The 26,024-nt window shown below is 62.3% G+C and carries 17 protein-coding genes; 10 read left to right on the top strand and 7 right to left on the bottom strand.

Annotation, left to right across the window (positions count from 1 at the left end):
• Positions 1-25 precede the first annotated feature (25 nt).
• Positions 26-2,203, top strand: coding sequence for a PSD1 and planctomycete cytochrome C domain-containing protein (locus SGJ19_15125; GenBank protein MDZ4781581.1), 2,178 nt, complete (start codon positions 26-28; stop codon positions 2,201-2,203).
• Between the two features lie 171 nt (positions 2,204-2,374).
• A complete protein-coding gene (locus SGJ19_15120; protein ID MDZ4781580.1) occupies positions 2,375-3,838 on the top strand; it encodes a DUF1501 domain-containing protein in 1,464 nt (487 codons plus the stop codon).
• A gap of 20 nt (positions 3,839-3,858) precedes the next feature.
• Here SGJ19_15120 and SGJ19_15115 read toward each other — a convergent pair whose 3' ends face one another.
• The 7 genes from SGJ19_15115 to SGJ19_15085 form a co-directional block, all read right to left on the bottom strand.
• Complete coding sequence (locus tag SGJ19_15115) at positions 3,859-4,239, bottom strand: STAS domain-containing protein (protein ID MDZ4781579.1); 381 nt, start codon at positions 4,237-4,239, stop codon at positions 3,859-3,861.
• 96 nt (positions 4,240-4,335) lie between these two features.
• On the bottom strand, positions 4,336-5,160 hold the full coding sequence (locus SGJ19_15110) for a protein-glutamate O-methyltransferase CheR (protein ID MDZ4781578.1): 825 nt from the start codon (positions 5,158-5,160) through the stop codon (positions 4,336-4,338).
• A 2-nt stretch (positions 5,161-5,162) separates the two neighbouring features.
• Positions 5,163-6,263 (bottom strand): chemotaxis-specific protein-glutamate methyltransferase CheB, encoded by a 1,101-nt coding sequence (gene cheB / locus SGJ19_15105; GenBank protein ID MDZ4781577.1) that lies wholly within the window; start codon positions 6,261-6,263, stop codon positions 5,163-5,165.
• A gap of 41 nt (positions 6,264-6,304) precedes the next feature.
• Entirely contained in the window at positions 6,305-8,563 is a 2,259-nt protein-coding gene (locus SGJ19_15100; GenBank protein ID MDZ4781576.1) for a methyl-accepting chemotaxis protein, read from the bottom strand.
• Positions 8,564-8,619: 56 nt separating this feature from the next.
• The gene (locus SGJ19_15095; protein ID MDZ4781575.1) at positions 8,620-9,096 is read right to left on the bottom strand and encodes a chemotaxis protein CheW; all 477 of its coding nucleotides are present in this window, start codon (positions 9,094-9,096) and stop codon (positions 8,620-8,622) included.
• Positions 9,093-11,921, bottom strand: coding sequence for a chemotaxis protein CheW (locus SGJ19_15090; protein MDZ4781574.1), 2,829 nt, complete (start codon positions 11,919-11,921; stop codon positions 9,093-9,095). The genes SGJ19_15095 and SGJ19_15090 overlap by 4 nt, the downstream gene beginning before the upstream one ends.
• 3 nt (positions 11,922-11,924) lie before the next feature.
• Positions 11,925-12,644, bottom strand: a complete 720-nt coding sequence (locus SGJ19_15085) for an Hpt domain-containing protein (protein MDZ4781573.1) — start codon at positions 12,642-12,644, stop codon at positions 11,925-11,927.
• Positions 12,645-12,946: 302 nt separating this feature from the next.
• On the opposite strand from SGJ19_15085, the gene SGJ19_15080 reads away from it, so the two are divergent.
• The 8 genes from SGJ19_15080 to SGJ19_15045 all read left to right on the top strand — a co-directional run.
• Positions 12,947-14,146 carry a SpoIIE family protein phosphatase gene (locus SGJ19_15080; protein MDZ4781572.1) on the top strand — a complete coding sequence of 400 codons (1,200 nt, stop codon included), beginning with the start codon at positions 12,947-12,949 and terminating at the stop codon, positions 14,144-14,146.
• 566 nt (positions 14,147-14,712) lie between these two features.
• A complete protein-coding gene (locus tag SGJ19_15075; protein MDZ4781571.1) occupies positions 14,713-15,891 on the top strand; it encodes an efflux RND transporter periplasmic adaptor subunit in 1,179 nt (392 codons plus the stop codon).
• A 171-nt stretch (positions 15,892-16,062) separates the two neighbouring features.
• Entirely contained in the window at positions 16,063-17,811 is a 1,749-nt protein-coding gene (locus SGJ19_15070) for a glycosyltransferase (protein ID MDZ4781570.1), read from the top strand.
• Positions 17,808-19,223, top strand: a complete 1,416-nt coding sequence (locus tag SGJ19_15065; protein ID MDZ4781569.1) for a nucleotide sugar dehydrogenase — start codon at positions 17,808-17,810, stop codon at positions 19,221-19,223. Before SGJ19_15070 ends, SGJ19_15065 begins: the two co-directional genes overlap by 4 nt.
• A 153-nt stretch (positions 19,224-19,376) precedes the next feature.
• Positions 19,377-22,658, top strand: coding sequence for a right-handed parallel beta-helix repeat-containing protein (locus SGJ19_15060; protein ID MDZ4781568.1), 3,282 nt, complete (start codon positions 19,377-19,379; stop codon positions 22,656-22,658).
• 243 nt (positions 22,659-22,901) lie between these two features.
• Positions 22,902-24,443: a M20/M25/M40 family metallo-hydrolase gene (locus SGJ19_15055; GenBank protein ID MDZ4781567.1), complete on the top strand. Its 1,542-nt coding sequence runs from the start codon at positions 22,902-22,904 to the stop codon at positions 24,441-24,443.
• Positions 24,444-24,491: 48 nt separating this feature from the next.
• Positions 24,492-24,932 carry a SufE family protein gene (locus SGJ19_15050; GenBank protein ID MDZ4781566.1) on the top strand — a complete coding sequence of 147 codons (441 nt, stop codon included), beginning with the start codon at positions 24,492-24,494 and terminating at the stop codon, positions 24,930-24,932.
• Positions 24,933-25,060: 128 nt separating this feature from the next.
• A partial coding sequence (locus SGJ19_15045; GenBank protein ID MDZ4781565.1) for a hypothetical protein occupies positions 25,061-26,024 on the top strand: 964 nt, incomplete at its 3' end.

Below are 26,024 nucleotides of genomic sequence, written 5' to 3'. Positions count from 1 at the left end.
TCCTGTTCTCGCCGTGTGATCCGCCTTGTTCGCCCGTTGGCTCACCGCTGTTGGCATCGTCTGCTTCGCCGCGCCTGCGCGTGGCGAGGGTGAATTGCCCGATTCCGTGCGCCAAGTGTTCGAGCGCCGCTGCGTAAGCTGCCATCAGTCGCCGGACGCGAAGGGGGGATTGGACTTAACCTCCGCCAGCGGCCTGCGGACCGGAGGCGATAGCGGCCCGGCCGTCGTGCCGGGAGAAGTCGACGGCAGCGTTTTGATCGGCTACGTCACTGGAGACAAGCCGCTGATGCCCAAGCAGGGGGAACCGCTGTTGCCGGATGAGGTGGAGGCGCTCCGCGGCTGGATTCGCAACGGCGCACTCTGGCCGGACGATGTGCGGCTGACAGACCAGCGATTTGCCGGTTCGAAATGGTGGTCGACGTCGCCGCCCGTCCGCCCGCCCGTGCCAGCGGCCGATCCGGCGTGGGTGCGCACGCCGATCGATGCATTTGTCTGGGCCAAGCAGCGCGAGCTTGGCTTGCGTCCCTCGGCGGAAGCGGATCGCCGGGCCTTGATTCGCCGGCTGAGCTATGACTTGCTCGGCCTGCCGCCGTCGCCGGAGGAGGTCACGGCGTTCGTCGCCGATCCGGCACCCGACGCGTACGAGCGGCTGGTCGATCGGATGTTGGAGTCGCCGCACTACGGCGAGCGCTGGGCCAGGCATTGGCTGGACGTGGTTCACTACGGCGATACGCACGGCTACGACAAGGACAAGACGCGGCCCAATGCCTGGCCGTATCGTGACTATGTCATCCGGGCGTTCAACGAAGACAAACCTTACGCGCAGTTTGTGCGCGAGCAGTTGGCCGGCGACGTGATGTATCCGAATACGCGCGACGGCGTCGTCGCCACGGGGTTCATCGCCGCCGGACCGTTTGATTTCGTGGGGCAGATCGAGGTTGGCGAAGACATCATCGACAAGAAGATCACGCGAAATCTCGATCGCGACGACATGGTCGCCACGGCGATGAACACGTTCGTCAGCACGACGGTCCAGTGCGCGCGTTGCCACAATCACAAGTTCGATCCCATCCCGCAGGCAGACTATTACGCGCTGCAGGCAGTGTTCGCCGGCGTGGACCGCGCGGATCGGCCATATCCGTTGGAGTCGAAGGCCGACGGAGCAAGCGGAATCGTTTTCGCCGCGGCGACGGACTTCGAACCACAGGGAAATTTCCATCCGACGCAAGGGAAGCCGCGTGCGATTCACGTGCTGGCCCGCGGCAGCGAAGCGTCGCCGCTCGAAATAGCGCCCCCGGGCGCGTTGAGTTGCGTGACCGAACTGACTGCGCAATTTGACGTATCGAGCGCTGAGAACGAGGGCCCGCGCCGCGTGGCGTTGGCCGAGTGGATTGCCGATCCGCGCAATCCGCTCACGTGGCGGTCGATCGTGAATCGCGTTTGGCTCTATCACTTCGGCCGCGGCCTGGTCGATACGCCCAACGATTTCGGCCGCATGGGCGCGCAGCCGACGCACCCGGAGTTGCTCGACTGGCTGGCCGTGGAGTTTCGCGACGGTGGGCAATCGCTCAAGGCGCTCCACCGTTTGATCGTCACCAGCGCCGTTTATCGGCAGGCGTCCGCGCATGATGAAGCTTGCGCGGCGATCGACGCGGGCAATCAATACCTCTGGCGGATGAATCGTCGTCGCTTGGAAGCGGAAGCGGTTTACGATGCGGCCCTCGTCGTAGCCGGCAAGCTCGATCCGACGATGTACGGCCCCGGCTTTCAGGCCTTCGCCTTTCGCGACGATCACTCCCCGGAATACAAATACCAGGAACACGACCCGGACGATCCCAAGTCGCACCGCCGTTCGATCTATCGGTTCATCGTGCGTAGCGTGCCGGACCCGTTCATGGAAACGCTGGATTGCGCCGATCCGTCGTTGATCGTCGAGAAGCGGAATGAGACGCTCACGCCGTTGCAAGTACTGGCGCAACTCAACAACAAGTTCATGGTCCGCATGGCGGAGCATTTCGCTCAGCGCGCATCGCAACGTTCACCGGATTTGAACGAACAGCTGCGCTACGCATTTCAACTTGCGATCGGCCGTGAGCCGGATGCAACCGAATTGTCGGAATTGACCAAATATGCCGAGCGCCACGGCCTCGCCAACGCGTGCCGGGCGATTTTGAATCTCAACGAGTTTATGTTCGTGGATTGAAGGAACGTAAGATGTCAAATCGTCACACTAGCCCGTAGCGCAAGCGAGGGAGAGTAGACGTCGGGCGCCGCCAGAGATCAAACTCCCGGTTGCTCGTGTCGTAAGTAACTGAGAGCTTCATCTCCAACGGTATGCATCGTCAATTCTCCCTCGCTTGCGCTACGGGCTAGTATGACTCACTTCAATCGCCGCGAGTTTCTTTGGCATTCCGGGGGCGGGCTGGGCGGCGTTGCGCTCGCGTGGATGCTCGGCCAAGAAAAACTGCTCGCGGAGGAGCGTCCTGGCGTGCTGGGCGGCGTGCTGCATCATCCGCCGAAGGCCAAGCGCGTCGTGCAACTCTACATGGCCGGCGCGGCGAGCCAGTGCGATACCTTCGACTATAAGCCGGAGTTGATCGCCCGGAACGGCCAGCCTTGGGATCCCGGCGAGGAAGTGAAGCTGTTTCAATCGACGCCCGGGAACACGATGGCGTCGCCGTTTGCGTGGAAGCAATACGGCGAGTGCGGCAAGTGGTTGACGGAGATCGTCTCGCCGCTGGGCGACGTGGTCGACGAGATGGCGTTCATCCACTCGATGAAATCCAAATCGGCCGTGCATGGTCCGGCGACGTTCATGCAGGCCTCTGGTTTTATCCTGACGGGCTTTCCGAGCGTCGGCGCATGGGTCAGCTACGCGCTTGGCAGCCTGAACGACAATCTGCCGACCTACGTGACGCTGCCCGACCCGCGCGGCTTTGCGCCCAATGGGCCGAAGAACTGGTCGGCTGGATTTCTGCCGGCGGAACATCAGGCGATGATGATCCGCCCTTTGGCGAAGGAACCGATCGCCGATCTGATGCCGCCGTCGGGCAGTTACATCACCGCTGCGAGCGACAACGATGGCCGCGCTTTGCTCGAACGGCTCAATCGTCGGCATGAAGCCGCGCGCCCGGGTGATTCGCGACTCGATGCGCGGATTCAAGCCTACGAGATGGCGGCGCGCATGCAACTCAGTGCGCCGGACGTCTTGCACCTCAATGAGGAGCCGCAATACATCCTCGACATGTATGGAATCGACGATCGGCCGGTGCAGATCTCCGAACAGATGAGCCGCGCCGAAGAGGCCTCGTACTTCGGGCGCAATTGTCTGATCGCTCGACGGCTGCTGGAACGCGGCGTGCGGTTCGTTCAGGTCTGGTCGGGCGCCGACAACGCCTTCCCGCGCCGCAATTGGGATTCTCACGAGGATGTTCGCCGCGATCATGAACCGCTGGGCTGGGGCTTCGCCGTGGGGGCCGCGGCGTTAATCAAGGACTTGCGACAACGCGGCATGTTGGAGGACACGATCGTCCTCTGGACCACCGAGTTCGGCCGCATGCCGTGCAGCCAGGGCTCCCTAGGACGCGACCACAATCCATTCGTGTTCACCAATTGGCTCGCCGGCGGCGGCATCCAGGGCGGCGCTACTTACGGCGAAAGTGACGAGTGGTCCTACATGCCGGCGGATCGCGACCGGCCGACGTATTGCTACGACGTCCACGCTACGCTGCTCCACTTGCTGGGCATCGACCATGAGCGACTCACCGTCCGTCACAATGGCATCGATCGCCGCCTGACCGACGTGCATGGGCACGTGATTCAGGATATCCTGGCGTAGTCGTGATATGCGGGCCGAGATCAGCTCCGACCGAACCAGCTCTTGCGCGCCGGGCCGAAGGCTTTGATCGCTTCTGCTTCCGTCGCGTGGATCGCTAGGATCTTGTCGAGCCGCGTCAGTTTGAACACTTCCATGATCGCGGGCGCGATATCGCTCAACTTCAGTTCGACCTTGTCGGCCTTGCATTGCTTGGACAATCGCATGACCTGGCCGATCATCGAGGACGACATAAAGCCCACGCCGCTGAACTTCACGAGTAACTTGCGCTCGGCCGCGGCCTCGGTGGTCAGCTTCTTGAATTCCTCGCCAATCTGGCGGATCATGCTCTCGTCCAGAATTTTGGACTCGACAAAAGAAACAACCACCACGTCCCCGTTTTCGGTGATGTTGAGCTGAGGCATGCGGGACTCTCGCTTCCAGAATCGAATCGGCTGAGGAATGGGGCGTGCCCGACAGTGTAGTTCAAGCGACCGACGCGCACCAGTCGCCGCGATCCGTCAGGCCTTGTGAAACATCAGCGCGCCCTCAATCATCTCGGACTCAAATCGATCTGAGATGCCATAGAGATTCTCCGCCGCGCCCAACAGCAGCCAGCCGCCGTCGGCCAGCGAGGCGTGAAACTGTTCGCAAAGCGCCCGCCGGGTTTCCACGCTGTAGTAAATCATGAGATTGCGGCAGCAGATCAAGTCGAACGCGCCGAAGCGTGGCAGCGGCGCGGCGAGATTCAAGCGGCGAAACTCGATCATCCGTCGCAGGGATTCATCCGCGCGCCAATGCTTTCCGGATTCGTGAAAGAAGCGATTTTTGCGCGCCGCCGAGACTCCGCGATCGATTTCCCGGGGCTCATACGCTGCCGTCATGCCCACTTGGATGGCCGGGTCAGAGATGTCAGTGGCCAGGATCGAACAGCGCTCCGCCATCGCGCCGGGCGCCGGTTGGGCCTCGGCGACTTCTTGCGCCAGCATCGCTAACGAGTACGCCTCTTGCCCGGTGGATGTCGCCGCGCTCCAGATGCGCGCGCGACGGCCTTGCGCGAGCAACTCCGGCAGCACGCGCCGTCGCAGTGCTTCCCAAACCTGAGGATCGCGGAAAAATGACGTCTCGTGCGTGACGATGGCTTCGACCACTTCGTCGGCAAGCCCGGTGTCCCGCGCCAGCTCCAGCCGTTCCGCGAGTTGCTCGAAAGTGTTCCAAGCGCGGCGCTTCAAGAGGGGCTCAAGCCGATCGCGAACGAGGTATTCCTTATCCGCGCCGATCGCGAGGCCGCAAAGATTTTGAATGCGAACCCGCAGGCGGTCGAAGGTTTCCGGAGCGAGTCGCATGGTCAACTCGCTCCCCCGGGTGCGGAAAGTGCGCGCACTGCGGCGGCGATCGACGTGAGCGACAACACTTCATCGACGACGCCTGCCGTCACGGCGCTGCCCGGCATCCCCCAAACAACGCTGGTCGCCTCGTCCTGCGCGATCACATATCCGCCTGCTCGCTTGAACGGACCGAGTCCCGCGGCGCCATCGTTGCCCATGCCCGTGAGGACGATGGCCACGGCGTTGCCCCCCAGGACCGCGGCCGCCGAGCGAAACAACACGCTCGCCGACGGGCGACAGCCGCTTTCCGGCGGCTGCTCGTTAGTTCCGGCGCGCAGCAGTCCCAGGGAATCGCGGCGCAACACCAGGTGTTTTCCGCCAGGCGCGATGTAGGTCGTCCTGGATTCGATCGCCATGCCATCGATCGCTTCGACGACCGGAATGCGGCACTGTCGGCTCAGGCTCTCGGCGAGCGACTTGGTGAATTCGGCCGGCATATGCTGCGCGACAATGATCGGCGCGTCGGGTCCAGCGGCAATTTCTGGCAGCAGCGCAGCCAAGGCTTTCGGCCCACCCGTCGAGCAGCCGATCAGCACCGCCTGAATGTTCCGCTTGCGCCGCTGCTCGCCCGTGGCACTTGGCAATTGCGCTACCGGCATACCAAAGGAAAGTCGTTTGCTGTCCTGCTGATGGCGACGCGCCATGAACAAGCGCACGCGAGGCACGACCTCGCGTTTGAGTTGGGCGATGCTATCTTCCGGGGACGTGCCGCTCGGTTTGGTCACGAAATCGAACGCCCCGGCCTGCAGCGCGCGGACGGTGATCTCCGCGCCGCGGCGCGTGAAGGCGCTCAGCATCAATACGCCCACTTCCGCCGACGCCGGTCGCCCGCGATTGAATTGCTGAATTGCCTGAAGGATTTGCAGTCCGTCCATGCCCGGCATGTCGACGTCGAGCGTCACCAGGTCTGGCGGCGTCGCGCGAATGAATTCCAGCGCCCTTTCGCCGTTAAAAACTGAACCGGCAACCGCCACGCCTTCTTCGCCGGTGAGCGCGGCTTCCAGCCCGGCGCGAAAAGTCCGCGAATCGTCAACGATCAGGACTCGCGCGCGTTCGGGCATGTCAAATCGACCGGCCGGGAAGGGTCGCCACGTCGTTCATTCTATCGCTTGTCCGACGTCAAACGAAAGCGGGCTACCAGGCGTTCCAGGTTCGCGGCGATGCCTTGCAATCCGCCCGCGGCTTGATTCACTTGCTGGGCGCTCGCCGTGTTGTCGCGCGTGGCCTGGCTGACGCCGCGAATATTGCTGGCGATATCGCGTACCGCCCGAGCGGCCTCGCTGGCATTGTAGGAGACGTCGCTGGCCGCCTTGGCGGCTTCGCTCGCGTTGCGCGACATGTCATTCGCGCCCTTGGCGACTTCCGTGATCGATTGCGCGATGTGCCCAACGCCCTTGCCGGCCGCGTCGAGCTTTACCGCGCTGGCGTTCGCCAACTGCGTTTGCTCGTCGGTAGCCTGGGAAATGCGCGTGTTCGCGGTGTTGACTTCCTGAATTGTCGCGGCCACTTCTTGAATGACTGCCACGGCGCCGCGGGTATTGGTCTGAATTCCCTCGATCATTCGTGCGATGTCTTCCGCCGCTTTACCGCTCTGATTGGCGAGCTCCTTGATCTCATTGGCGACGACGGCAAAGCCTTTGCCGGCCTCTCCGGCCGAGGCGGCCTCGATCGTGGCGTTGAGGGCCAACAGGTTGGTTTGCATGGCGATCAACTTGATCATCTCGGTGACCTTATTGATTTCACCGGCGGCGCGGTCGAGCGTGTGCATCGTGCTCGTCGCGCTGGCGGCGAGATTCACCGCCTTGGCCGTCGTCAGCGCGCCTTGCCGGGCGTCGCCAGCCACGGTTTCGAACGATTGCACCGCGTCTTGAATGCCTTCCACGACCGCGTTGACGTTGCTCGACGTGTGCGTGGCGGAACTGGAAATCGCGCCGACATTGACGCTGATCTCTTCGCTGGCCGAGGAGATCGAAGCCACGTTCATGCTCATTTCTTCCGCCGCGGCGGCCATCGTATTGATGTTGGCCGTCATCTGTTCGGTCCCGCCGGCCACGTAACCGGCCTGCGTCGACATCTCCTCGCTCTGCGAAAGCAGTTGATGCGAGACCGCGCTCAACTCGCTGGCGGAGCCGCCGATCTTCACCGCCACGTCATGAATTTCCGCCACAATGGCGGCGAAGTTCTCTGCGGCCTGGTCGATCGCGCAGGACAGTTGGCCGATCTCGTCGCGTTGCGTCATTCGAAGTCGCCGCGTCAAATCTCCTTGCGCGAGTGCATGCGCGACCTCGACGCCTTGAGCCACCGGTCCCGTCACGGAGCGGGCGATCAGACGGCCAAGAATCAATGCGACCGCGATGCCGAGAGTCGCGGTACCGGCCGTGATCGCGACGGCGCGATAGAACGCAGACTGCGCAGTGTCCCGTTTGGCTTGCGCCGCGCGGCCGAGATTGTCCAAAAGTGCTGCCAGCGCCGCGTCGCATTTGTTGACCTGCGTAACCGAGGTCGTCGAAGTCAACTTCACCGCTTTCGCATTCGTATTCTGGCGTGACAGGCTCTGAATCTCCGCCACGTCGCGGCGCAACCCACGCGCTTCCATCGCCGCTTGGCCAAGCTCCAGCCGGTCGCGATCCTCGGCGAACGCCTGCAGCGTTTCGAGCGAAGCGTCAATGCTGCCCAGCGTCGCCGCAATCTCGCCGTCCAATTCATTCATCACGGCTTCGTCGTCGGCATTGATGTGGGCATACAGCCGATTGACAAGCTGGGCGAACGCTAACCGCAACTCCGCCGCACGCTCGCGCCGATCGGACGATCCCGACGCAGTCGACGATGTCCCGTCGACGCTGGGCTGTGCCATTGCCCGCAGTGCGACGCCCGCCATGATTCGGTCCAGCGATTCAATGCGCGTGGCGACATCTTCGGCAAGCAGTCGCGACGCCCTGGAGTTCGTGTTCAGAACCGCGAGTCGCAAGACCTCCGCTTGATTGGTACGGAGGTTTTGCCATTCGCGGCGGAACACGGCGAAATCTTCGCCGGCGCCGGCAATCTCGCCGATCAACGAGTCCAGTTCCGGGGAGAGCGTCTCGACTTGGTCGGCACTCTTGTCGACATCCATCGCGAACTTCGCCGCGGCAATCTCATCCGACGCGAGCACCGCATTTTTTTCTCTGCGAACGGCCGCGAGCAGCCCGACGCGGATCTGCGATGCCAGTTCAATGGCCCGTCCATTGCGGTCCACCAATTGCCGCATCTGGATGTTGTTGCGACGCAGTTCCCAGGCGCCGACGATGGCCACGGCCAGTACCGTCGCGGTGAGTACGCTGACGAGAATCGCGATCTTGGACTTTAAGCTGATGTTGCGCATGGTGGTTCAAGTCAAGGGAGGTGAATTCGCTGAGCGAAGCAGTTGTCTCGAAGCGGTTATATCTTCACTGGGCCGGAAAACACTGCCGGCAGCAATTGTCGAGGGTCGATCAATGTCAAAAGTCCGTCTTCCATGCGTGCGCTCCCGACGGTGACTCCATCGCGCGCGATGTTCAGGCGATCGGCGTCGGGCGCGTCAATTTGATCGCCCGAGACATACAGCATGTCGGCCAAGACGTCGACTAACAGGGCGAATGATTCGCCGGCGGTCGCGCGAAACACGACGAGCTGCGTGCTTTCCTGCTTGCTTCGCCTTTCGCCAAGCAGTAACACTCGGGCGTCCAGTACCAGGAACAATTGCCCACGCAAATTGACATAGCCCGCCGCTCCTGCGGGCGCGCCAGGCACAGGGGTCAGGTCCGTAACCGCGTGAACCTCGCGCACATACTGTGCATCAACGCCGAACCATTGCTGGTTTACCCAATAGGTGCAATACAGCGCGGCGGCCGCTTCAGTGGGAATCGACGGACTCATCGCTGCACCCCCTGAACGCGGTTTTTCGCCAGCAGCGAGGCGACGGTCGCCAACAACGTCGCGCGATCGAGCTTGACTTGAAAGGCGTCGAAACCGCTCGCCAAGGCGCTCGCTTCGGCCTGTTCGGCGGAAAGTGTAGACAAGGCCAGCATTGCGAGTTGCTGTTGTTGGGAACTTCCTCCGCGCACCTCTTTGGCCAGCGTCCAACCATCCACCACGGGCATTTCCAGGTCAGAGACGATGAGGTCGAACGACTCACTGGCGAGCCGCTCCAAAGCCGCTGCGCCGTGCTCCGCCTTCGCCACTTCGTAGCCAGCGGATTCCAGGTAGCCGCCGACCACTTCGCGAAAGAACTGCGTATCGTCGACCAACAGGATTCTCTTCTTCGCCGCGGGTCGTGCCGACATCGTCTCCATTTGTTCGTTGCCAAGCAGGCGGTAAAGATCGACCACGGGCGTCGTGCGCCCGCGCAGTTGCGCGATGCCCAGCGCATGGGGTTGGTCCGGCAAGGGACTGAGCCGTCGCAGGTCGACGAGTTCCGTGCCCAGCACTTCGTCCACTACGACGGCTTCCGCGCGAACTACGTCGCGCGGCAAAAGGGCAAAGGCGAATTCCGCGCCGTCTTGGGAAACGTCGCGGCCGTCGATTGAAATCAGCCGCGTTGGCCTGCCGTCGATGGCGAGAAAGCAACCGGACGACAGTCGCTCGAAGCCCGCGCGTCGCAACATGGCCAGACGGCGAACTTGAAAGACTGGGACGCCGTAGCTGTCACCGCTCGCGGTCCGCAACAACAGCACGGCCTGCGTTTCCTGCTTTTCCGCAGAGTGGTCGTGTCGCGATGCGGCGGAATCGCTCCCGAAACGAAGCTGCGCCGTTGTGGCGACGCCGGCGGGGTCTAAGATCAGCGCGACATGGCCGTCGCCGAGAATCGTCGCGCCCGAAAACACTTTGAGGCCGCGCAAGCGAGAATGCATTGGCTTGACGACAATTTCCTCGCTGGACAGCACGCTGTCGATCACCAAGGCAAATCGCCGTGCGCCCGATTTGACCACCGCGAACAACGACGGCGAGTCCGGCGAAGTCGTATCGACTTGATCGTCAGCGCGATCGCCTTGCAGCTTTCGCAGCAGTTGCGCGAGATTCACCAACGGCAGCAATCGATCGCGGAGGCGCGCGAAGTCCTGTTCCGGCCCTCGTTCGATACGGGCGCGCGACTGACCCGGGCCGACGTACACCAATTCCTCCAGGTCCTTTTGCGGAATGGCGTACCGGCGCCCGGCGGCCGTCACGAGCAAGCTGGGAATGATGGCCAGCGTGAGCGGCAGTCGCAATGTGAACGTCGTGCCCTGGCCGAGGGCTGATTCAATCTCAATCGTCCCGCCGAGCTGCGCCAGGTTCGACTTCACGACGTCCATCCCGACGCCGCGCCCGGAGACCTCGCTGACAGTTTCCGCGGTAGAGAGTCCCGGCAGCAACACCAGCGCCAGCACGTCGGAACCGGAAAGTTGTGCGAGCGATTGTTCCGTCCTGTGCCCCTGCTTGATGGCCTGCTTGCGAACCGCGGCGCTATCAATGCCCGCGCCGTCGTCCGAAACGGCGATGCGAATTTCATCGCCCAGGCGATGCGCGGAGAGCGTTACGCGGCCGACCGCCGCTTTTCCGTGTTTCATGCGTTCGCCAGGCGATTCGACGCCATGATCGCAAGCGTTGCGCACCAGGTGGGTCAGCGGATCGGAGATCGCGTCGAGGATCGTTTTGTCGAGTTCGACTTCGGCGCCTTCGATCCGCAGTTCCAACTGCTTGCCAAGTTGACGCGCCAAATCGCGCACCAAACGCGGGAACTTATTGAACAGCACGCCGACTGGCTGCATGCGCGTCTGGAGGATTGTGTCCTGAAACGCCCGGGTCACGGAATCGAGCCGCTGCATGACGGCTGCCGGCAGCTGCTGGTTCGATTCAGCGACCTGCCGCGACTGATTGCGTACCAGCACGAGTTCGCCGGCAAGATTCATCAACTGATCGGCCAGCCCAACCGGCACGCGCATCGTACCACCGCGATCGAGCGCGGGCTTAGCTGCGACTTCCGAATCTGCAGAATTAGGAATGCCGGTGGCTTGTGCGGTTTCCGTTGGCGCTTGCTCCGCCGTTGCCGACGGCAAATCAAGTCGCCGCAAGCAGTCTTCCTTGTCGAGGGACGTGCTGAGGCGAACTTCCCAAATGACCGGATCCTGCGGAGACCATTCGGCAAGCGTTCTTGCCGCAGGTGCGATTCTTCCTGCGGCGATCTCGCCTAACTGAGCGAGTCGTTCCCACAACACCAGCGGCGATACGCCGGCTGCGCCACAACGTAGAAGATCGAGCTCCAATTCGACGATTTGAGATTTCGCGGCAACCGGATCGCGTGTTGCGGATTCCACCGCATCGCTGGACAAAATCGGCTCGCGAGTGGTTTGAATCTCGTCCAGCCGTGCGAGCAGCGCGGCGATATCCGCCTCGTTGCTGTGATCGGCGTCATCCAGGAGCGCTCCGATGCGGTCGGTGGCCGCTAGCAATACGTCGACTGCCTGGCCGTCGCGGACGATCTCTCCGCTTTGCATTCTTTCCAACAGCGATTCCATCCGATGCGCAATGGTTTCGATGATGCTGAACCCGAAGAAGCCCGCGCCCCCTTTCACGGAATGCACGGCCCGCAACAGTCCTTCGACCGTCACGCGTGCGGCGTCGCCCGTGGCCCGTTCGCAGCGCAGCAAATGGTCGCACACGTCGGCCAAGTGTTCTTTGGCCTCCGCGATGAACTCCGCCGATTGCGGCGCGCGCCCTGCCATGCGTTAGGCCCCTCCCGGCGCAGAATGGGGCGCGAGGCTCAATCCCGCGGCGCGGAGCAATTGTGCAAGTTCGCGGCGCGCTCCAAAAGTCGTGAACTTGGTTGACTCGCGCGCTTGAGTTGATCCGGATGCGAGGGCCAGAAAACCAATGGCGGCCGCGTCGATGGTCTCTACGTCGCTGAGATCAAATTGCGCCGGAGTTCCACCTGCAGCGAGCGCCGCGACAATGCGATCGCGTTGTGACGCGGCCCAGGATCCCGTCAATTGCGCAGGCGCCCGTAACGTCAATTGCTGTATTTGATTGTCCTGCGCGCCCGCGGCATTCTCACGCATCGCCGTGGCGATGCGTGAAACGGCTTGCAGAATCTGCGGATCGCCTTCCGCCAGCGACACTTGCCCCGCGTCGTCGACGTCCGCGGCGCGACCCAGCAAGTCAACTCCGGCCAGCAGTACGTCGACCAAACCGCTGCTCATGGCAACGCGGTTCTCGCGCACCGCGACGAAACAATCCTCGATCGCGTGCGCTACCTGTACCGCGGCCGGCAGGCCGACGATCTTCGCCGCCCCTTTGATGGAATGGGCCGCGCGCATCATGGGTTCGAACAACTCGCTCCGCCGCGGCTGCTTTTCGAGCGCCAATAAGCCTTCGCTGAGCGCCGCCATATGCGTCTCGACTTCGGAGCGAAACATCTCCAACATCGCGGCGTCGAGATTCATGGCCATGGTCGACTTTCGCGGCAAACAGCCACCACGGCTGGTCGCCGGCGTACAAAACTCGGGGATCGCCGAGATCGGGCGGAAAAGGAGAAGCAACCTCCCATTGTAGTTACCGCGGGCCGCCTCACCACTGTTCAGGACGGACGTTTCCGGCTTGCGACGCCGGTCCTGGGCCAAAACCGATCGCTCGCGGTCCGATTGTAACGGTCTGATGTCGGCGGGCGGCCGCTGCGCCGCCCTGGCGCTATCTCAGCCGGGCGCCGCCAAGCATAATGCAGGCGCCCGTCCACTCTCATCGCTTGCACACTATGGCCGCACCATTGAATACCTCGAAGGCGTCCGATTCGCCCGTCGCCAGCATTCCGGTCACCGTGCTTTTGGTCGACGACCAGCCGCTCGTCGCGGAGTCGATCCGACGCATGCTGGCCGACGAGCGCGACATCGTGTTTCACTATTGCTCCGACCCGACCGAGGCCTTGCGCCGCGCGAACGAAACCGGGCCGACGGTCATCCTGCAAGACCTCGTCATGCCCGAGGTCGACGGGCTGACACTCGTAAAGTTCTTTCGCGCAAATCCGCGCACCCGTGACGTGCCTTTGATCGTACTCTCGACGAAGGAAGACCCTGCCGTGAAGGCCGAGGCGTTTGCCCTCGGTGCGAACGACTACGTCGTGAAGTTGCCCGACAAGCTGGAACTGATCGCGCGGATTCGCTACCACTCCCGTGGATATATCGCCCTGCGCGAGCGAAATGAAGCGTATCACCGCTTGGACGAAAGCCGCCGGCAACTCGCCGACGAGATCGAGCAGGCGGCCAACTACGTTCGCTCACTCTTGCCGCAACCGCTCACGGAGGGGCCAGTCCGCACCGACTGGCGGTTCGTACCGTCGTTGTCGCTGGGCGGAGATTCCTTCGGATATCATTGGCTCGACGACGACCAGTTCTGCCTCTACTTGCTCGACGTCAGCGGGCATGGCGTCGGGGCGTCGCTGATGTCGGTCTCGGCGATGAACGTGATCGGCTCACAAAGTTTGCCGAATGTCGATTTCCGCGATCCCGCGCAAGTGCTCGACGGATTGTGCCTGGCCTTCGATATGGACAAGCACGACGGCAAGTATTTTACGATCTGGTATGGCGTCTATCGGCCCAGCACGCGGACGTTGATTCACGCCGGCGCAGGCCACCCGCCAGCGGCGCTATTCATGGGCTCCGCGGCGCCGATTCTGTTGGAATCGACCGGGCCATCGGTGGGCTTCGGCATGGACATGGGTTTCGAGAACGTATCTACGCAGCTCAGCGAACCAGCGTCCTTGCTCATCTTCAGTGACGGCGCCTTCGAAATTCAATGTCTCGACGGCAGCACCTGGACGCTGCCGGAAATGATCGAATTTGTCGCTGAACATCGTGCGACGTCGAACTCACTCGACGAACTCTTGGCGCATATCGGCGCGTTGCACGGACCCGGCGTGCTGGACGACGATTGCTCCATCGTGCAGTGCGACTTCTGATAGTTTGCGCAGTTTGACGGCCGTGTCATTGCGCCCAGATGCCGTGTCACTTACACGCGCATGGTATAAGTATTTTCGATAGAAGCGGTCCGTGCTGAAATCGTGTTCGCGCTGTGCGCATTTGCCGTGCATCGGCAATGGCAATTCAGTCGAATTGATTTAGTTTCGGGTTAGCGCAATGGACGCGGACGTCTGGCGCGCTGCCCAGCGACGAACATTTCGTGAATTCGCTTTATCAAAAATAGAGCGCGCACCCCGGAAAACACGCTGTTTTTTGGCATTATTTGTCAAAGTGCGCGGTTCACGTCAACCTTGCGGCACGGAAGTTGCGAACGGCTGCATCGGCGAACATGAGTTGTTCGCTTCGTTGTCGAGCTTTGTCCGTGGTCGCGCGTTGGGCGCGATGAACGAACATTGCAGGACGTGGCGGCGCTCATGGCATCGAGTGATTTGCGCGCTTTCTCGAACAAGCGAGGAAATCGGCAGTTCCTACAATTTGACGTCGCCTCGACCTGCTCGGCAGGCCGTCGCGGCAGTCGACATCAAGCGTAGAAGGGGGCAGCTCTATGCAGTCGAACACGGAGAAATCCGGTCGCTGGAAGCACGGACGTTGGTGGAGAAGAAGTCTTTTGTTGGTCACGGCGTGCGTCGCGCTGTTGTGGTTGGTCGGCAGTTGGGTGGCCTACCGTTACGACCATGTCGTCACCCGAGACGCGATCGTCCGGGGAGTCGTTTCGCGAGTCGGCGCCCGCATCGAGGGTCGCATCGCGACGGTCGACGTGGAGCCCGACCAGCGGGTCTTCAAAGGAGACGTGCTCGCGCGTCTCGAAGATCAATGGCAACTGGCCCAGTTACAGCAAGCGAAGGCCGAATTGCAGCGGGCCACCGACACGCTCGACAACGAGCGGAAAATGCTCGAAGTCGATCGCCAGTCCTTGGCGCTCTCGCTGGCCGCCTCAAGCGCGCAACTCCAAGCGGCGAAAGCCAATATTACCGCCGCCCAGAGCGCCGTAAAGCGCTGGGGAAACGAGGTCGATCGGATCACGCGGATCACCCGCCCGGGGACGCTATCGCGCAGCGAATCCGATGACATTCACCTGCAACACGAAACCGCGATGGCGAATCACCTCGCCGTCGAGGCCCAGCACTCCGCCGCGCAGAGCGACAACGACAACGATCGCGTGGCGCTCCAGGGCCTTGAAGTGCGCGTGGCCAGGCTGAGCGTGCTGGCCGAAGAAATCAACGTAGCGAAGGCCAAGCTCGCGACGGCGCAGGCCGACCTCGACTCGACCGTGATTCGCGCTCCGGAAAACGGTTGGGTCGCCCAGCGGCTCGCCGAGGCCGGTGCTAGCGTTCGCGTCGGCTATCCGATTGTTGCACTCTGGACGGGGGATCGGCTCTGGGTGGAAGCCTGGGTCGACGAATCCGCTCTGGACGACGTGCAAGTCGATCGCGCCGTGGATGTGCGTTTCGCAGCCTATCCAGAACGCGTCATCGTAGGACGTGTCAAAGCCATTGGCGTGCTCTCCGACGGCGAGTTGCAAAGCGCGGCCGCGAACACGCGTCAACCGATGCAGGCGACTGATACTTCAAAGGTCGCCGTGCAAATCATGTTGCCCGCCGAGCCAGGCGTCCGGTTGATGCCGGGTCTCTCCGCGATGGTCGGCATCGGCACCGATCAACCGCCGCCACTCGCGGCCCTATCCGCTTGGTTCCAGCCCGCTCCGCGCGTAGCTGAAAAGTAAGCGCCCGCCTAGCGCTTTCGCCCGCCTCGATCGCGCCCCGCCTGCGACTCCTTTGGAGTGTGTTGCAATCCCAAGGTTTGCCGCGCTCACGTTCTGTACTTGCAAAAGTGCGGCAATGTTGACGCTGTCTGGAACTGCGCGCACTTCGCCACCGCACCACGAGACCCTTAAATGTCACCGACGCCGGATGCTAATTCGATCCCGCCGGAACGCATTGCGGACTGGAAGTACCAGTGCGGCATGATGATCGTCATGCTGTGCGTCGGCTTGGGCGCTGCGATGACGTTGGAGACCGAGATTGAGTCGCGGCAATCCACGGGACTTTGGATCGCTCTGGGATTGATCGGCATTTGGCGCTGGGGCTGGGGCTTGCTGCATTGCGTTCGCGCCATCATCTACCGCTACATCGTCTATCCCCGCTGGGCAGCCGCCGCACGGCGTGCCGTACAAGCGCAAGGCGGAGTTACCGACGTTGTCGTCTTGGCGACGACCTACCGCGAGCGCTCCGCGATTACTCGGGCGGTGATCTGGGCCGTCGTCAAAGAATTCGGCCAACTCACCGGCTTGAAGCGATCGCCGCGGCTCGTGTTCGTCACCGGATCGCCGGAGGACGACGTGGCGGTGGAGAGAGAGTTCCGCACTGCCGTGGATTCAGAAAGGGACGCCTGGACTATCAACGGCGCGCCGGAATTGGTGCTGCTGCGCGGCGACTGTGGGAAACGACCTGCGATCGCCTCGGGCTTGAAGCACATCGCCGCGATGGGCGTGGATCCTGACGGCGTGGTCGTACTGATGGACGGCGATAGCGCGCCGGACCTGGGCGCCTTTGCCAAGGTGCTGCCGATGTTCCGGCTCGATCTCAAGGTCGGCGCCGTCACGACGAACGAGTGCGCCGTGATTGAAGCCCCCATGTGGTACACGGAATGGATCAAGCTCCGCTTTGGGCAACGTCATCTCTACATGTGTTCGGTGTCCTTATCGAAACATCTCCTCTGCCTCACTGGGCGCTTCTCGGTGTTCCGCGCCGACGTCGTCACCAGCGAGCGCTTCATCGAGCAGATCGAAAGCGACAACCTGCACAACTGGCTGTTCGGCGAATACCAGATGTTCTCCGGGGATGACAAAAGCTCCTGGTATTGGCTCTCCGCCAACGGTTACCAAACGCTATATGTCCCCGACGCGATGGTCACGACCTATGAAGCGGTGAACGAAAATCCGTTCCATCGCGCCGTGGCCAATCTCAAACGCTGGTCGGGCAATATGCTTCGCAATTCCGGCCGTGCGATGTCGCTTGGTCCTCAACGACTCGGTCTTTTTCCCTGGCTCTGTTGCGTCGATCAGAAGATTTCTTTTTGGACGGTGCTGATCGGGCCGACCGGCATGCTGCTGAGCATCTGGCACGGCCGCTGGGGAATCACCGCGAGCTATGTGCTGTGGCTACTGGCGACACGCACGTTCCGCGTGGCGTCGGCCTGGAAACACAGCCGGCGAATCTCGCTCTGGTACATCCCGTTGCAAGTCGCGTCGGAATGGGTAGGGGCCGCCGTGAAGGTCTGGGTCGTGTTCCACCCGGTCAAGCAGACCTGGCTCAATCGCGGCAACCGCACGCTCGATTCGTCGCGCTCCGTACCGTTCGCGGGTCTGCGGCGCCGACTAGCGACTTTCTATTGCTGCGTCGCAGTGACAGCCTTCGTGTTGAGCGTGGGCGCGGTAACGCAGTTCATTCCGTTCCTCCACGAGTTGCCGCTGATCACCACGAAGCGAGCGTCATTGGAACTCGCGGTGCATCTGGAACCGGAGCTGCTTGAATCCAAATTGTTTTTCGGCGCTAGGCCGATTGCCGAGCATGACGCCAGCGCCGTGCATTCCCTCGAAACTTCCGCCATCACTTTTCGGAATCCCCAGGAGTTGAATCGATGAGAGTTAGCGTCTTCGGATTGGGCTACGTCGGCTGCGTCAGCGTCGCCTGTTTGTCTCGTCTGCGTCATCACGTGATCGGCGTCGACGTCGTGGAATCCAAAGTGAATGCGATCGCCAACGGCATCGCCTCGGTCGTCGAGCCGCAAGTCGACGAGTTGTTGACCGAAGGGCATCTCGCCAAGCGGATCACCGCCACCACCAACGCGGAGCAAGCGGTACTGGACACGGACGCCACGCTCATTTGCGTCGGCACGCCGACCGGCCGCGACGGTTCGCACGATCTGTCCGCGGTGATGGCCACCGCGAAGGCTATCGGCGCGGCGCTCAGCAAGAAGACGGAGCCGCACCTCGTCATCATGCGCAGCACGGTCGCGCCGGGCACGGTGGAAGGGCTGCTCGTTCCAGCGATCCTAGGCCCAACAGGAAAATCCAACGGCCATGTGAGCATCGTGATCGTCCCGGAATATCTCCGCGAATGCACTGCCGTGCGCGATTATTTCGACCCGCCGCTCGTCGTGGTCGGCACGGCTGACGGTCAGCCCGACGTGGAAAAAGGCGCCATTGCCGCGCTGATGGCCGTCGATCCGGAGCGGATCGAATGGGTGCAGTATAAGCAGGCGGAAATGCTCAAGACGCTCTGCAATGTGTTCCACGCGATGAAGGTCGCCTTCGCCAACGAAGTCGGCTCGCTCTGCTCGGAACTGGGCGTCGACGGCCGCGCCGTCATGCGATTGCTCACGATGGATCGCAAGTTGAACATCTCGCCAGCATACCTTCGTCCCGGCATGCCCTACGGCGGCTCTTGTCTGCCGAAAGACTTGAGCGCCGTGGTTTCGCTGGCGACCAAGCATTGCGTGGACACGCCGTTGCTGCGATCCATTGGTCTCAGCAACGAAGCGCACAAACATCGCGCTTACGATGCGGTGCTGCATCTCAATGGCCATCGCCGCATCGCCATGGACGGGCTGGCCTTCAAGCCAGGCACCGACGACTTGCGTGAAAGTCCGATGGTCACGATCGCCGAATACCTGATCGGCAAGGGGTACGACTTGCGAATCCTCGACGCCGCTGTGAAGACGGCGCGACTGACGGGGGCGAATCGGGATTACATCGAGCATCACATTCCGCATCTCGCCAATCGCCTGGTCGGCACCGCCGAAGAGTTGCTGGCGCATGCCGACGCGCTGGTGCTAACGCGCGACGACAACGACTTGTTTGACGTCGCGTGCAGCATGGAATGTCCCCCCATGGTCATCGATCTGACCGGCGCCGGCCGAACCATCGCCGCGCACGCGGAGTCCGTCGCCGACGTGGACGTGCCGACCGTGGCTCTCAGCGGGTCGCATAAATCGTTGAAACGCGTGAAGTCGCCCCGGCCACGCGCCGCGGCCGCCGTGGCGCGGCGTGCATAGCGGGCCGCCGCCCGTCGTACTCATCGTTGATTTGTTCAAAGAACTGCCTGCCTGGTGGTCGTCGGGCTCGGATGCCCGGCGGCCCCCGCCGGCGGTCGGCGCACCGATCTATTCCCGCAAGGACGCCCTTTCTCAAATCCGGAATCCCTTGATATGCGCTCCAGACGAACCTCCCGCGTCCCTGCCTGCCTGAACTCTTCCGTTCGCCTTCACGGCGAGCCGCTCGAGCGCCGCTGCCTGCTAGCGGGCGCTCCGTTTGTCGAGTCGACCACGCCAGCGCTGAACGGCAATCCCTCGATCGTGGCCGGCATCACGTCGATCAAAGTCGTGTTCAGTGAAACCGTCACCGGCGGCGCTGTATCGTCGAACTACGATCTGCGCGCCGCCGGCGCAGATTCCTTGTTCAACACCTCGGACGACGTGCTCTATCCGACCACGCCGACGTATTCCGGCCGTACCGCCACGGTCAAGTTTGATCGGATTCCCGTCGGCGCCTATCGTCTCACCGCGTATGACACGATTGTCGACCTGCAAGGTGAAATGCTCGACGGCGATGGCAATGGGACCGCCGGCGGCGTCTATGTGCGGACATTCAGCATTATTCCAGGCGCCGCGTCGAAGCTCGCGCTGGATGGAATTCCGTCCGTCGCCGACGCCGGCCAGCAATATGGGCTGACCGTCACGGCGCTCGACGCTTATAACAACGTCGCCACCGGCTACGCCGGCACAGTGCAGATCACGAGCAAGGACGCGGCCGCAATCCTGCCGCCGAACTTCAGCTTCACCACGGCGAATGCCGGCGTCGCCACGTTGCCGGTGACGCTCGTGACCGGCGACACTGGCGTCTGGGTGAAAGCGACTGACACGGCAGGAGGCTTCAACAAGAGCCTGACCGGTATCACTGTCGTCGCACATGGATTGACGGGGTTCAGCGCCACCGGAACGGCGCCAATCAGCACCGCGGGCGCGACGCAGACGGTTACCATCGGCGCGCTCGATGTCGGTGGCGGCGTGTTTCAGAGCTACGTTGGAACGGTTTCAGTCACCACGTCCGATCCTTTTGGCGGAGTGCCAGGCAGCGTCACCATGACGTCGGCGGACGCCGGTAGCAAACAAATCAGCGTCACGTTGAAAACGGCGGGTCCGCAAACACTGACCTTCACGGACATCGCCTCAGGCGTTTTCACGACGGTCAGGGCCGGAACCGTGGTCCACGCAGACCTGGCGGCCTTTAAAGTCGAGGGCTTCACTTCGCCGACGATTGCCGGCGACGCGCATCCGCTGAGCGTTTCCGCGCTCGATGTCTATGGCAATGTCGTGCTGAACTACGTGGGCACAATTGCCTTTACCAGCGGCGACACTAATGCCATCCTGCCGGCGCCGTACACGTTCACTCCGGTGGATGCGGGCGCGAAGGAGTTCACGGCAGTGCTGCGCAACACGGCGCAGAACCGGGCGATCGTCGTCACGGACACGACAACTGGCGCGACCGGCAAACAGTCCAACATTGTGGTGCTGGCGGCCTTTGTCAGCTATTCGGCGACGTCGAACATCATTTACATCGACGGCGACACGGCGACGCTGTCCGACATCAAATACCTGGTGCCCAGCGCGCCGCTGGCGCTGGTCGACGCCGGCGCGGCAATTTGGAAGCTGGACGCGAATATTCGCATCATCAACGGCGGCGCGCTGCTGCTACACGGGACCGCCATCGGCGGGGACGTCAATCAACTGCGCCTGCGCAGCGAAAACACGCTCGCGACGAACGCGATTGTCGAGATTCGTGGCGACTATGGCACGGTCGATATCCGCTCGACTTACGTCACCTCGTGGAATAACGCGGTGAACGGGCCGGACACCGAGTACGACTTTTTCGGCCGCGCTTACATTCGCGTCCGTTCGAGCTTGGCGGCGGATGGCGTCACGCCGCTTGAATCCCGAATGGACATCGTCGACAGCGAGATCGGCTACCTCGGCTCGCACAACAGCGAAGCCTATGGACTGTCCTGGAAAGTGATCGGCGAGGCCGGACCGAACTACGAACTGTACGACGTCGTCAACGTCTACGGCGACATTCTGAACAACTACATCCACCATAATTACTTCGGCGTCTTCACCTACGGCCACCAAGGGGGCCTGTGGGACGGCAACGAGTTGGCCTACAACGTCGCCTACGGATTCGATCCGCACGACGACTCCGACTATCTCACCATCACCAACAACTACGTGCACGACAACGGCACGCACGGCATCATCGGCTCGAAGCGCTGCGATCACATTACGATCGCCGGCAATATCAGCAACAACAACGGCGGCAACGGCATCATGCTGCATCGCAGTACCGACTACGCCTTGATCGAGGACAACATCACGCTCGGCAACGCCGATACCGGGATCGCCATCTTCGACAGCCGTTACAACGTCATTCGCAACAACACCGCACGGTTCAATCTGCACGGCATCCGCTTTACGGTCGGCGCGGCCGAGAATCTCATCGAAAACAACGTCTTCAGCGACAACCTGGATCAAGGCATCCGCTTCTTTCAGGGATCCGATCCGCCCAGCCCGGGCGATGACGGTCGACCCAAATTAAACGTCTTCACCGGCAATACCATCGCCAACAACGGCGGCTACGCGGTCCGCGCTCGCGAATCCGACGCCAACACGTTCGCCGGCAACACGATCCTCAACAATGGTGAAGGGAATACCGTATTGTTCGAGTGGGCGAGAAACAATGTGTTCCGCGACAATGCCGTTTCGCTGGACACCAAGCTCAAGGTACGGGGACTTTCCACCGCTTCCACACCGCTCGCGGTCAGCGGTCAGGACGCGGTACTTCTCGATCTCGATCAATACAGCATCGTCACGTTCAGCGACGCGCTCGGAGCAATCTACTCGCTGTTTGACGAAGACGGCGAAGCGGCGTCGGGCGACATCAACACGGTCACTTCAACCGGGTCGACCTTCGTGGTGACGTCCGCGCTCACCGGCCTGGAAGCTGAGGCGCTTGTGGAACGCGTCCCTCTGCATGTCGCGGTTTCCGGCGGTACGGCGACCGTCGAACCGGTGAATGCCGCATCGTCATTCAAAGTCATGGCGTCGTCCGCGAGCGTGACGCTCACGCTGGTCTTCGATGAACTTGCCGCGGCGGGTACTTACGAGCTTTCCCGCAATGGCACGACCGTCGCCTCCGGTGCGGCGAATGGCGCCGGAACCTTGACCATGTCGACCACGCCCGGCACGACCGCGACGGTGCTCTACGAACTCGAAGCCGTGGGCCAGCAGCTTCGCGCCGCAGGAGGAACCTCGTCGAATCCAGTCGTCGCCGCCCGGGATCAGGCGTTTGCCGATTTGGAATCAAGCGGCGCCACGGTGTTCAGTGCATTGCCAACGACGCGCGGCCGCCGGCGCTTGATCGACACAATTCGTCTCTAACCGACCGAGCGCCGCAGCAACCCTGTGGGAGGCGTCTCCGACGCCGATGGCGCGAGCGTGAATTTGAATCAACGCGTCGAGGGCTGCCGCGCCGTCTCCATCGGCGTCGGAGACGCCTCCCACAGTCAAATGAGCGCTACGCAAAGCTTCGCGCCATTCTCGTACTGCGAGAATGCATTCGCGTCGATATATTGAATCGATCGGAGCCTTGGGCAAGATCGATCTCAGCGCGAGAAGCGTGCGATGACGCATAAGTTATGGTGGATATCGGCAATCCTACTTGGCTGGTGCGTCGGGGAAGCTGGACAGCAGGCCGCGGGGGCCGACCTCGCGGCGGTGGCGGCCGCCCGGGCGTCGATCCGCGGCGCTGACCTCAAAGTCCATACGGATCGGCTGTCGGACGATACCTTCGAAGGGCGCGAGGCCGGCAGCCGCGGCGGAAGAGCCGCGGGCGGCTATCTGGTCAAGGAATTCCAGCGTCACGGCCTCCAACCGGCTGGCCCGACTAAGCCGTACTATCAGGAATTCGGCAACGACTACCGCAACATCCTCGGGCTTTGGCCCGGTAGCGACGCCGAATTGCAGGACGAAGTCATCTTGGTCGGTGCTCACTACGATCACGTCGGCTACGGCACGCGCGAGAACAGCAACGGCCCGACGGGATTCATTCACAACGGCGCCGACGACAACGCCAGCGGCACCTCGGCTTTGTTGGAGTGCATCGAAGCCATCGTGCAGCTCAATCCGCATCCGCGCCGGACATTGTTGTTCGCGTTGTGGGACGGCGAGGAAAAAGGACTGCTCGGTTCGCAGCATTGGATCGAAGCGCCGACCGTCGCCCGTAGCCGCGTCAAGCTCGCGTTCAACATGGACATGGTCGGACGCTTGCGGAAGGATCGCTTGGAAGTCTACGGCACGCGCACCGGCCAAGGCTTGCGCCGCTTTATCAGTCGGCAGAACCAGGTTGGCCTGCGCCTCGATTTCACCTGGGAGATGTCCGAAGACAGCGACCACTACACGTTTTACGTCGCCGGACTTCCGTCGGTAATGTTGCACACCGGCTTGCACGACGAATACCACACGCCCCGCGACGATGCGGAACTATTGAATGTCGAAGGCATGCAACGCGTCAGCGCCTTGATGTTCGACCTGATCGTCGCCACGGCCGACGCCGATACGTTGCCGGAATTCCGGCGACGTTCTCGTTCCGAGACGACCGAAGGGCGCGCGGAGCGCGAGCAACCGCTGGCGCCGCTGCGAAGCCGGTTGGGGATCGCTTGGGAAAAAGTGGATGATGCGCGCCTGCGCATTGCGCGAGTCGTGCCCGGCGCTCCAGGCGAAACTGCTGGCTTGCAGGTCGGCGATGTGCTGGAAAGCATCAACGGAGTCCCTGTCACCGCCGCCACCGATTTCGGCGGACTGGTGCTCGCGGCGGAAAGTCCCCTCAACCTCGTGGTGCGTCGCGGCGACGAACCGGAACCGCGCACGCTTTCGATTGCCTTGCGCGGCAACCCGGTCCGCCTCGGTCTGGCCTGGCGCGGCGATGAAGCAGAACCAGACAGCGTGATCCTCACGCGCGTAGTGCCCGGTTCTCCCGCGGACAAGGCTGGCCTGAAGCTGCGAGATCGTGTTTACTCCATCGCCGAGCAGCCCTTCGATGGTCCGGAGCAATGCGGCGAGTTACTCCGCAACGCCACGCTCCCGCTGTCGCTGGAAATCGAACGCGAGGGCCGCATTGAACAGATAATTCTCGGCCAAGCGCCAACGAACGAAGGCGCCGAGTAGTCAACCATCGCGCTCGTCCATTTCATCTTGTCCCTACAACTTTGCCTCATGCCTACCGTTCAAGAAAAGCTCGCCGGGCTTCAAGCCGAATTCGCCGACTGCGAACCGCGAGAGCGTTTGATCATGCTGCTCGATTTTTCCGAGAGCCTGCCCGCGCTGCCGGAGACGTATCGCGCGGAGCGCGACGCGGGCCTGCACCGCGTGCCAGAGTGCCAAACGCCGGTCTTCTTATGGGTCGAACTGGCCGACGGACAGGTGCGGATTCACGCCGACGTCGCCCCGGAAGCTCCGACCGTGAAGGGCTTTGTCGGCATCCTCGTGAGCGCCTTCGACGGCGCGGCGCCGGATGAAATCCTCGCCACGCCGAGCGATCTGGTCCAACACTTTGGCTTGGCTGAGGCCCTCGGCATGCAACGCATGCGCGGCCTCTTCGCCATTCATACCCGCATCTTGCGCGAAGTTCGCCAGCTTACCGAGCCCGCCAACTAGACCGCGAAACCGCTCTTGGGCGTTTCGACCATCGGCCGCTACAATCTCGCCCCGGTGGATGCTGCGCGCGGCCGTTGCGCGCCGCTCCGCCGTGTAACGCTTCAATCTGCCACGCATGGAGGCGGGCGATGCAACGAATTCTTTCGGGCTCTCTGAGTTTGGCGCTCGTCGCCGGTTTGACGAACGGCCTCGCCGCGCAAACGCAGCGCGTCCCCGTGCAGCGGAATACCACGCGGCAAGCCGCACCAGCGGCGCGCACCGCCCAGGCTCCGGCCCAACGTCCGGGACCCAATATCAACGTGCCGGCAGGTGCGCCGCGTGCGCCGTTTCAGTTATCGCCGCAAGAAGAAGCCCAGTTGGATCAATTGCTCCAGGCCTGGGAAGCGGCAGGCAAGAAGATCGATCAGTTTTCCGTGTCTTTTACGCGCCTCGAATACCGGCAAAACGCCATCGCCGCCGCACCCCAGGCACCCGGCAATCAAGCGGCAGTAGCGGTCAAAACCACCGGCGAAATCAAATACAAGCGTCCCGATAAAGGGCTGTATGTAACGCGCGACGACAAGGACGTCGAAGTCGACCACTGGGTGACCGACGGCAAGACTATCTTTCTCTTCAATCCGGACAAGAAGCGCGTTGAAGCGCACGAGTTGCCGCCGCAACTACAGGGCAAAGGCATCGAAGACGGACCGCTGCCGTTTTTGTTCGGCACCGAGGCCGCTAAGCTCAAGGCGCGCTACTGGCTGCGTATCGATCCACCAGGTGTCAAGCCGCAACCGGGCCAACTGCTGCTCGAAGCAACTCCGAAGTTTCAGGCCGACGCGCAGAATTATCGCCGCGCGCAAGTCATTCTCGACGCCGAGTCGCTGACGATGCTGGGCTTACAGATTTATCACCCAGACGGCAAGTCGCGCACCGTGCATGTCTTCGGCACGCCGGTCATCAATCCGAAGTTCCAATTCCTGCAAAAGGACTTCAGCAAACCGGTCACGCCGCCGGGCTGGCAACTGGTGCCGGTACCGCTCCAACAACCAGCCGCCGAGCCTCCCCGCGCCGCGGCACGTCCCAACGCCGGCAAGACAGCGCCGCGCGGCG

Source organism: Planctomycetia bacterium (assembly GCA_034440135.1).
Taxonomy (GTDB): Bacteria; Planctomycetota; Planctomycetia; order Pirellulales; family JALHLM01; genus JALHLM01.
This window is presented reverse-complemented; position numbering and strand designations above follow the sequence as displayed.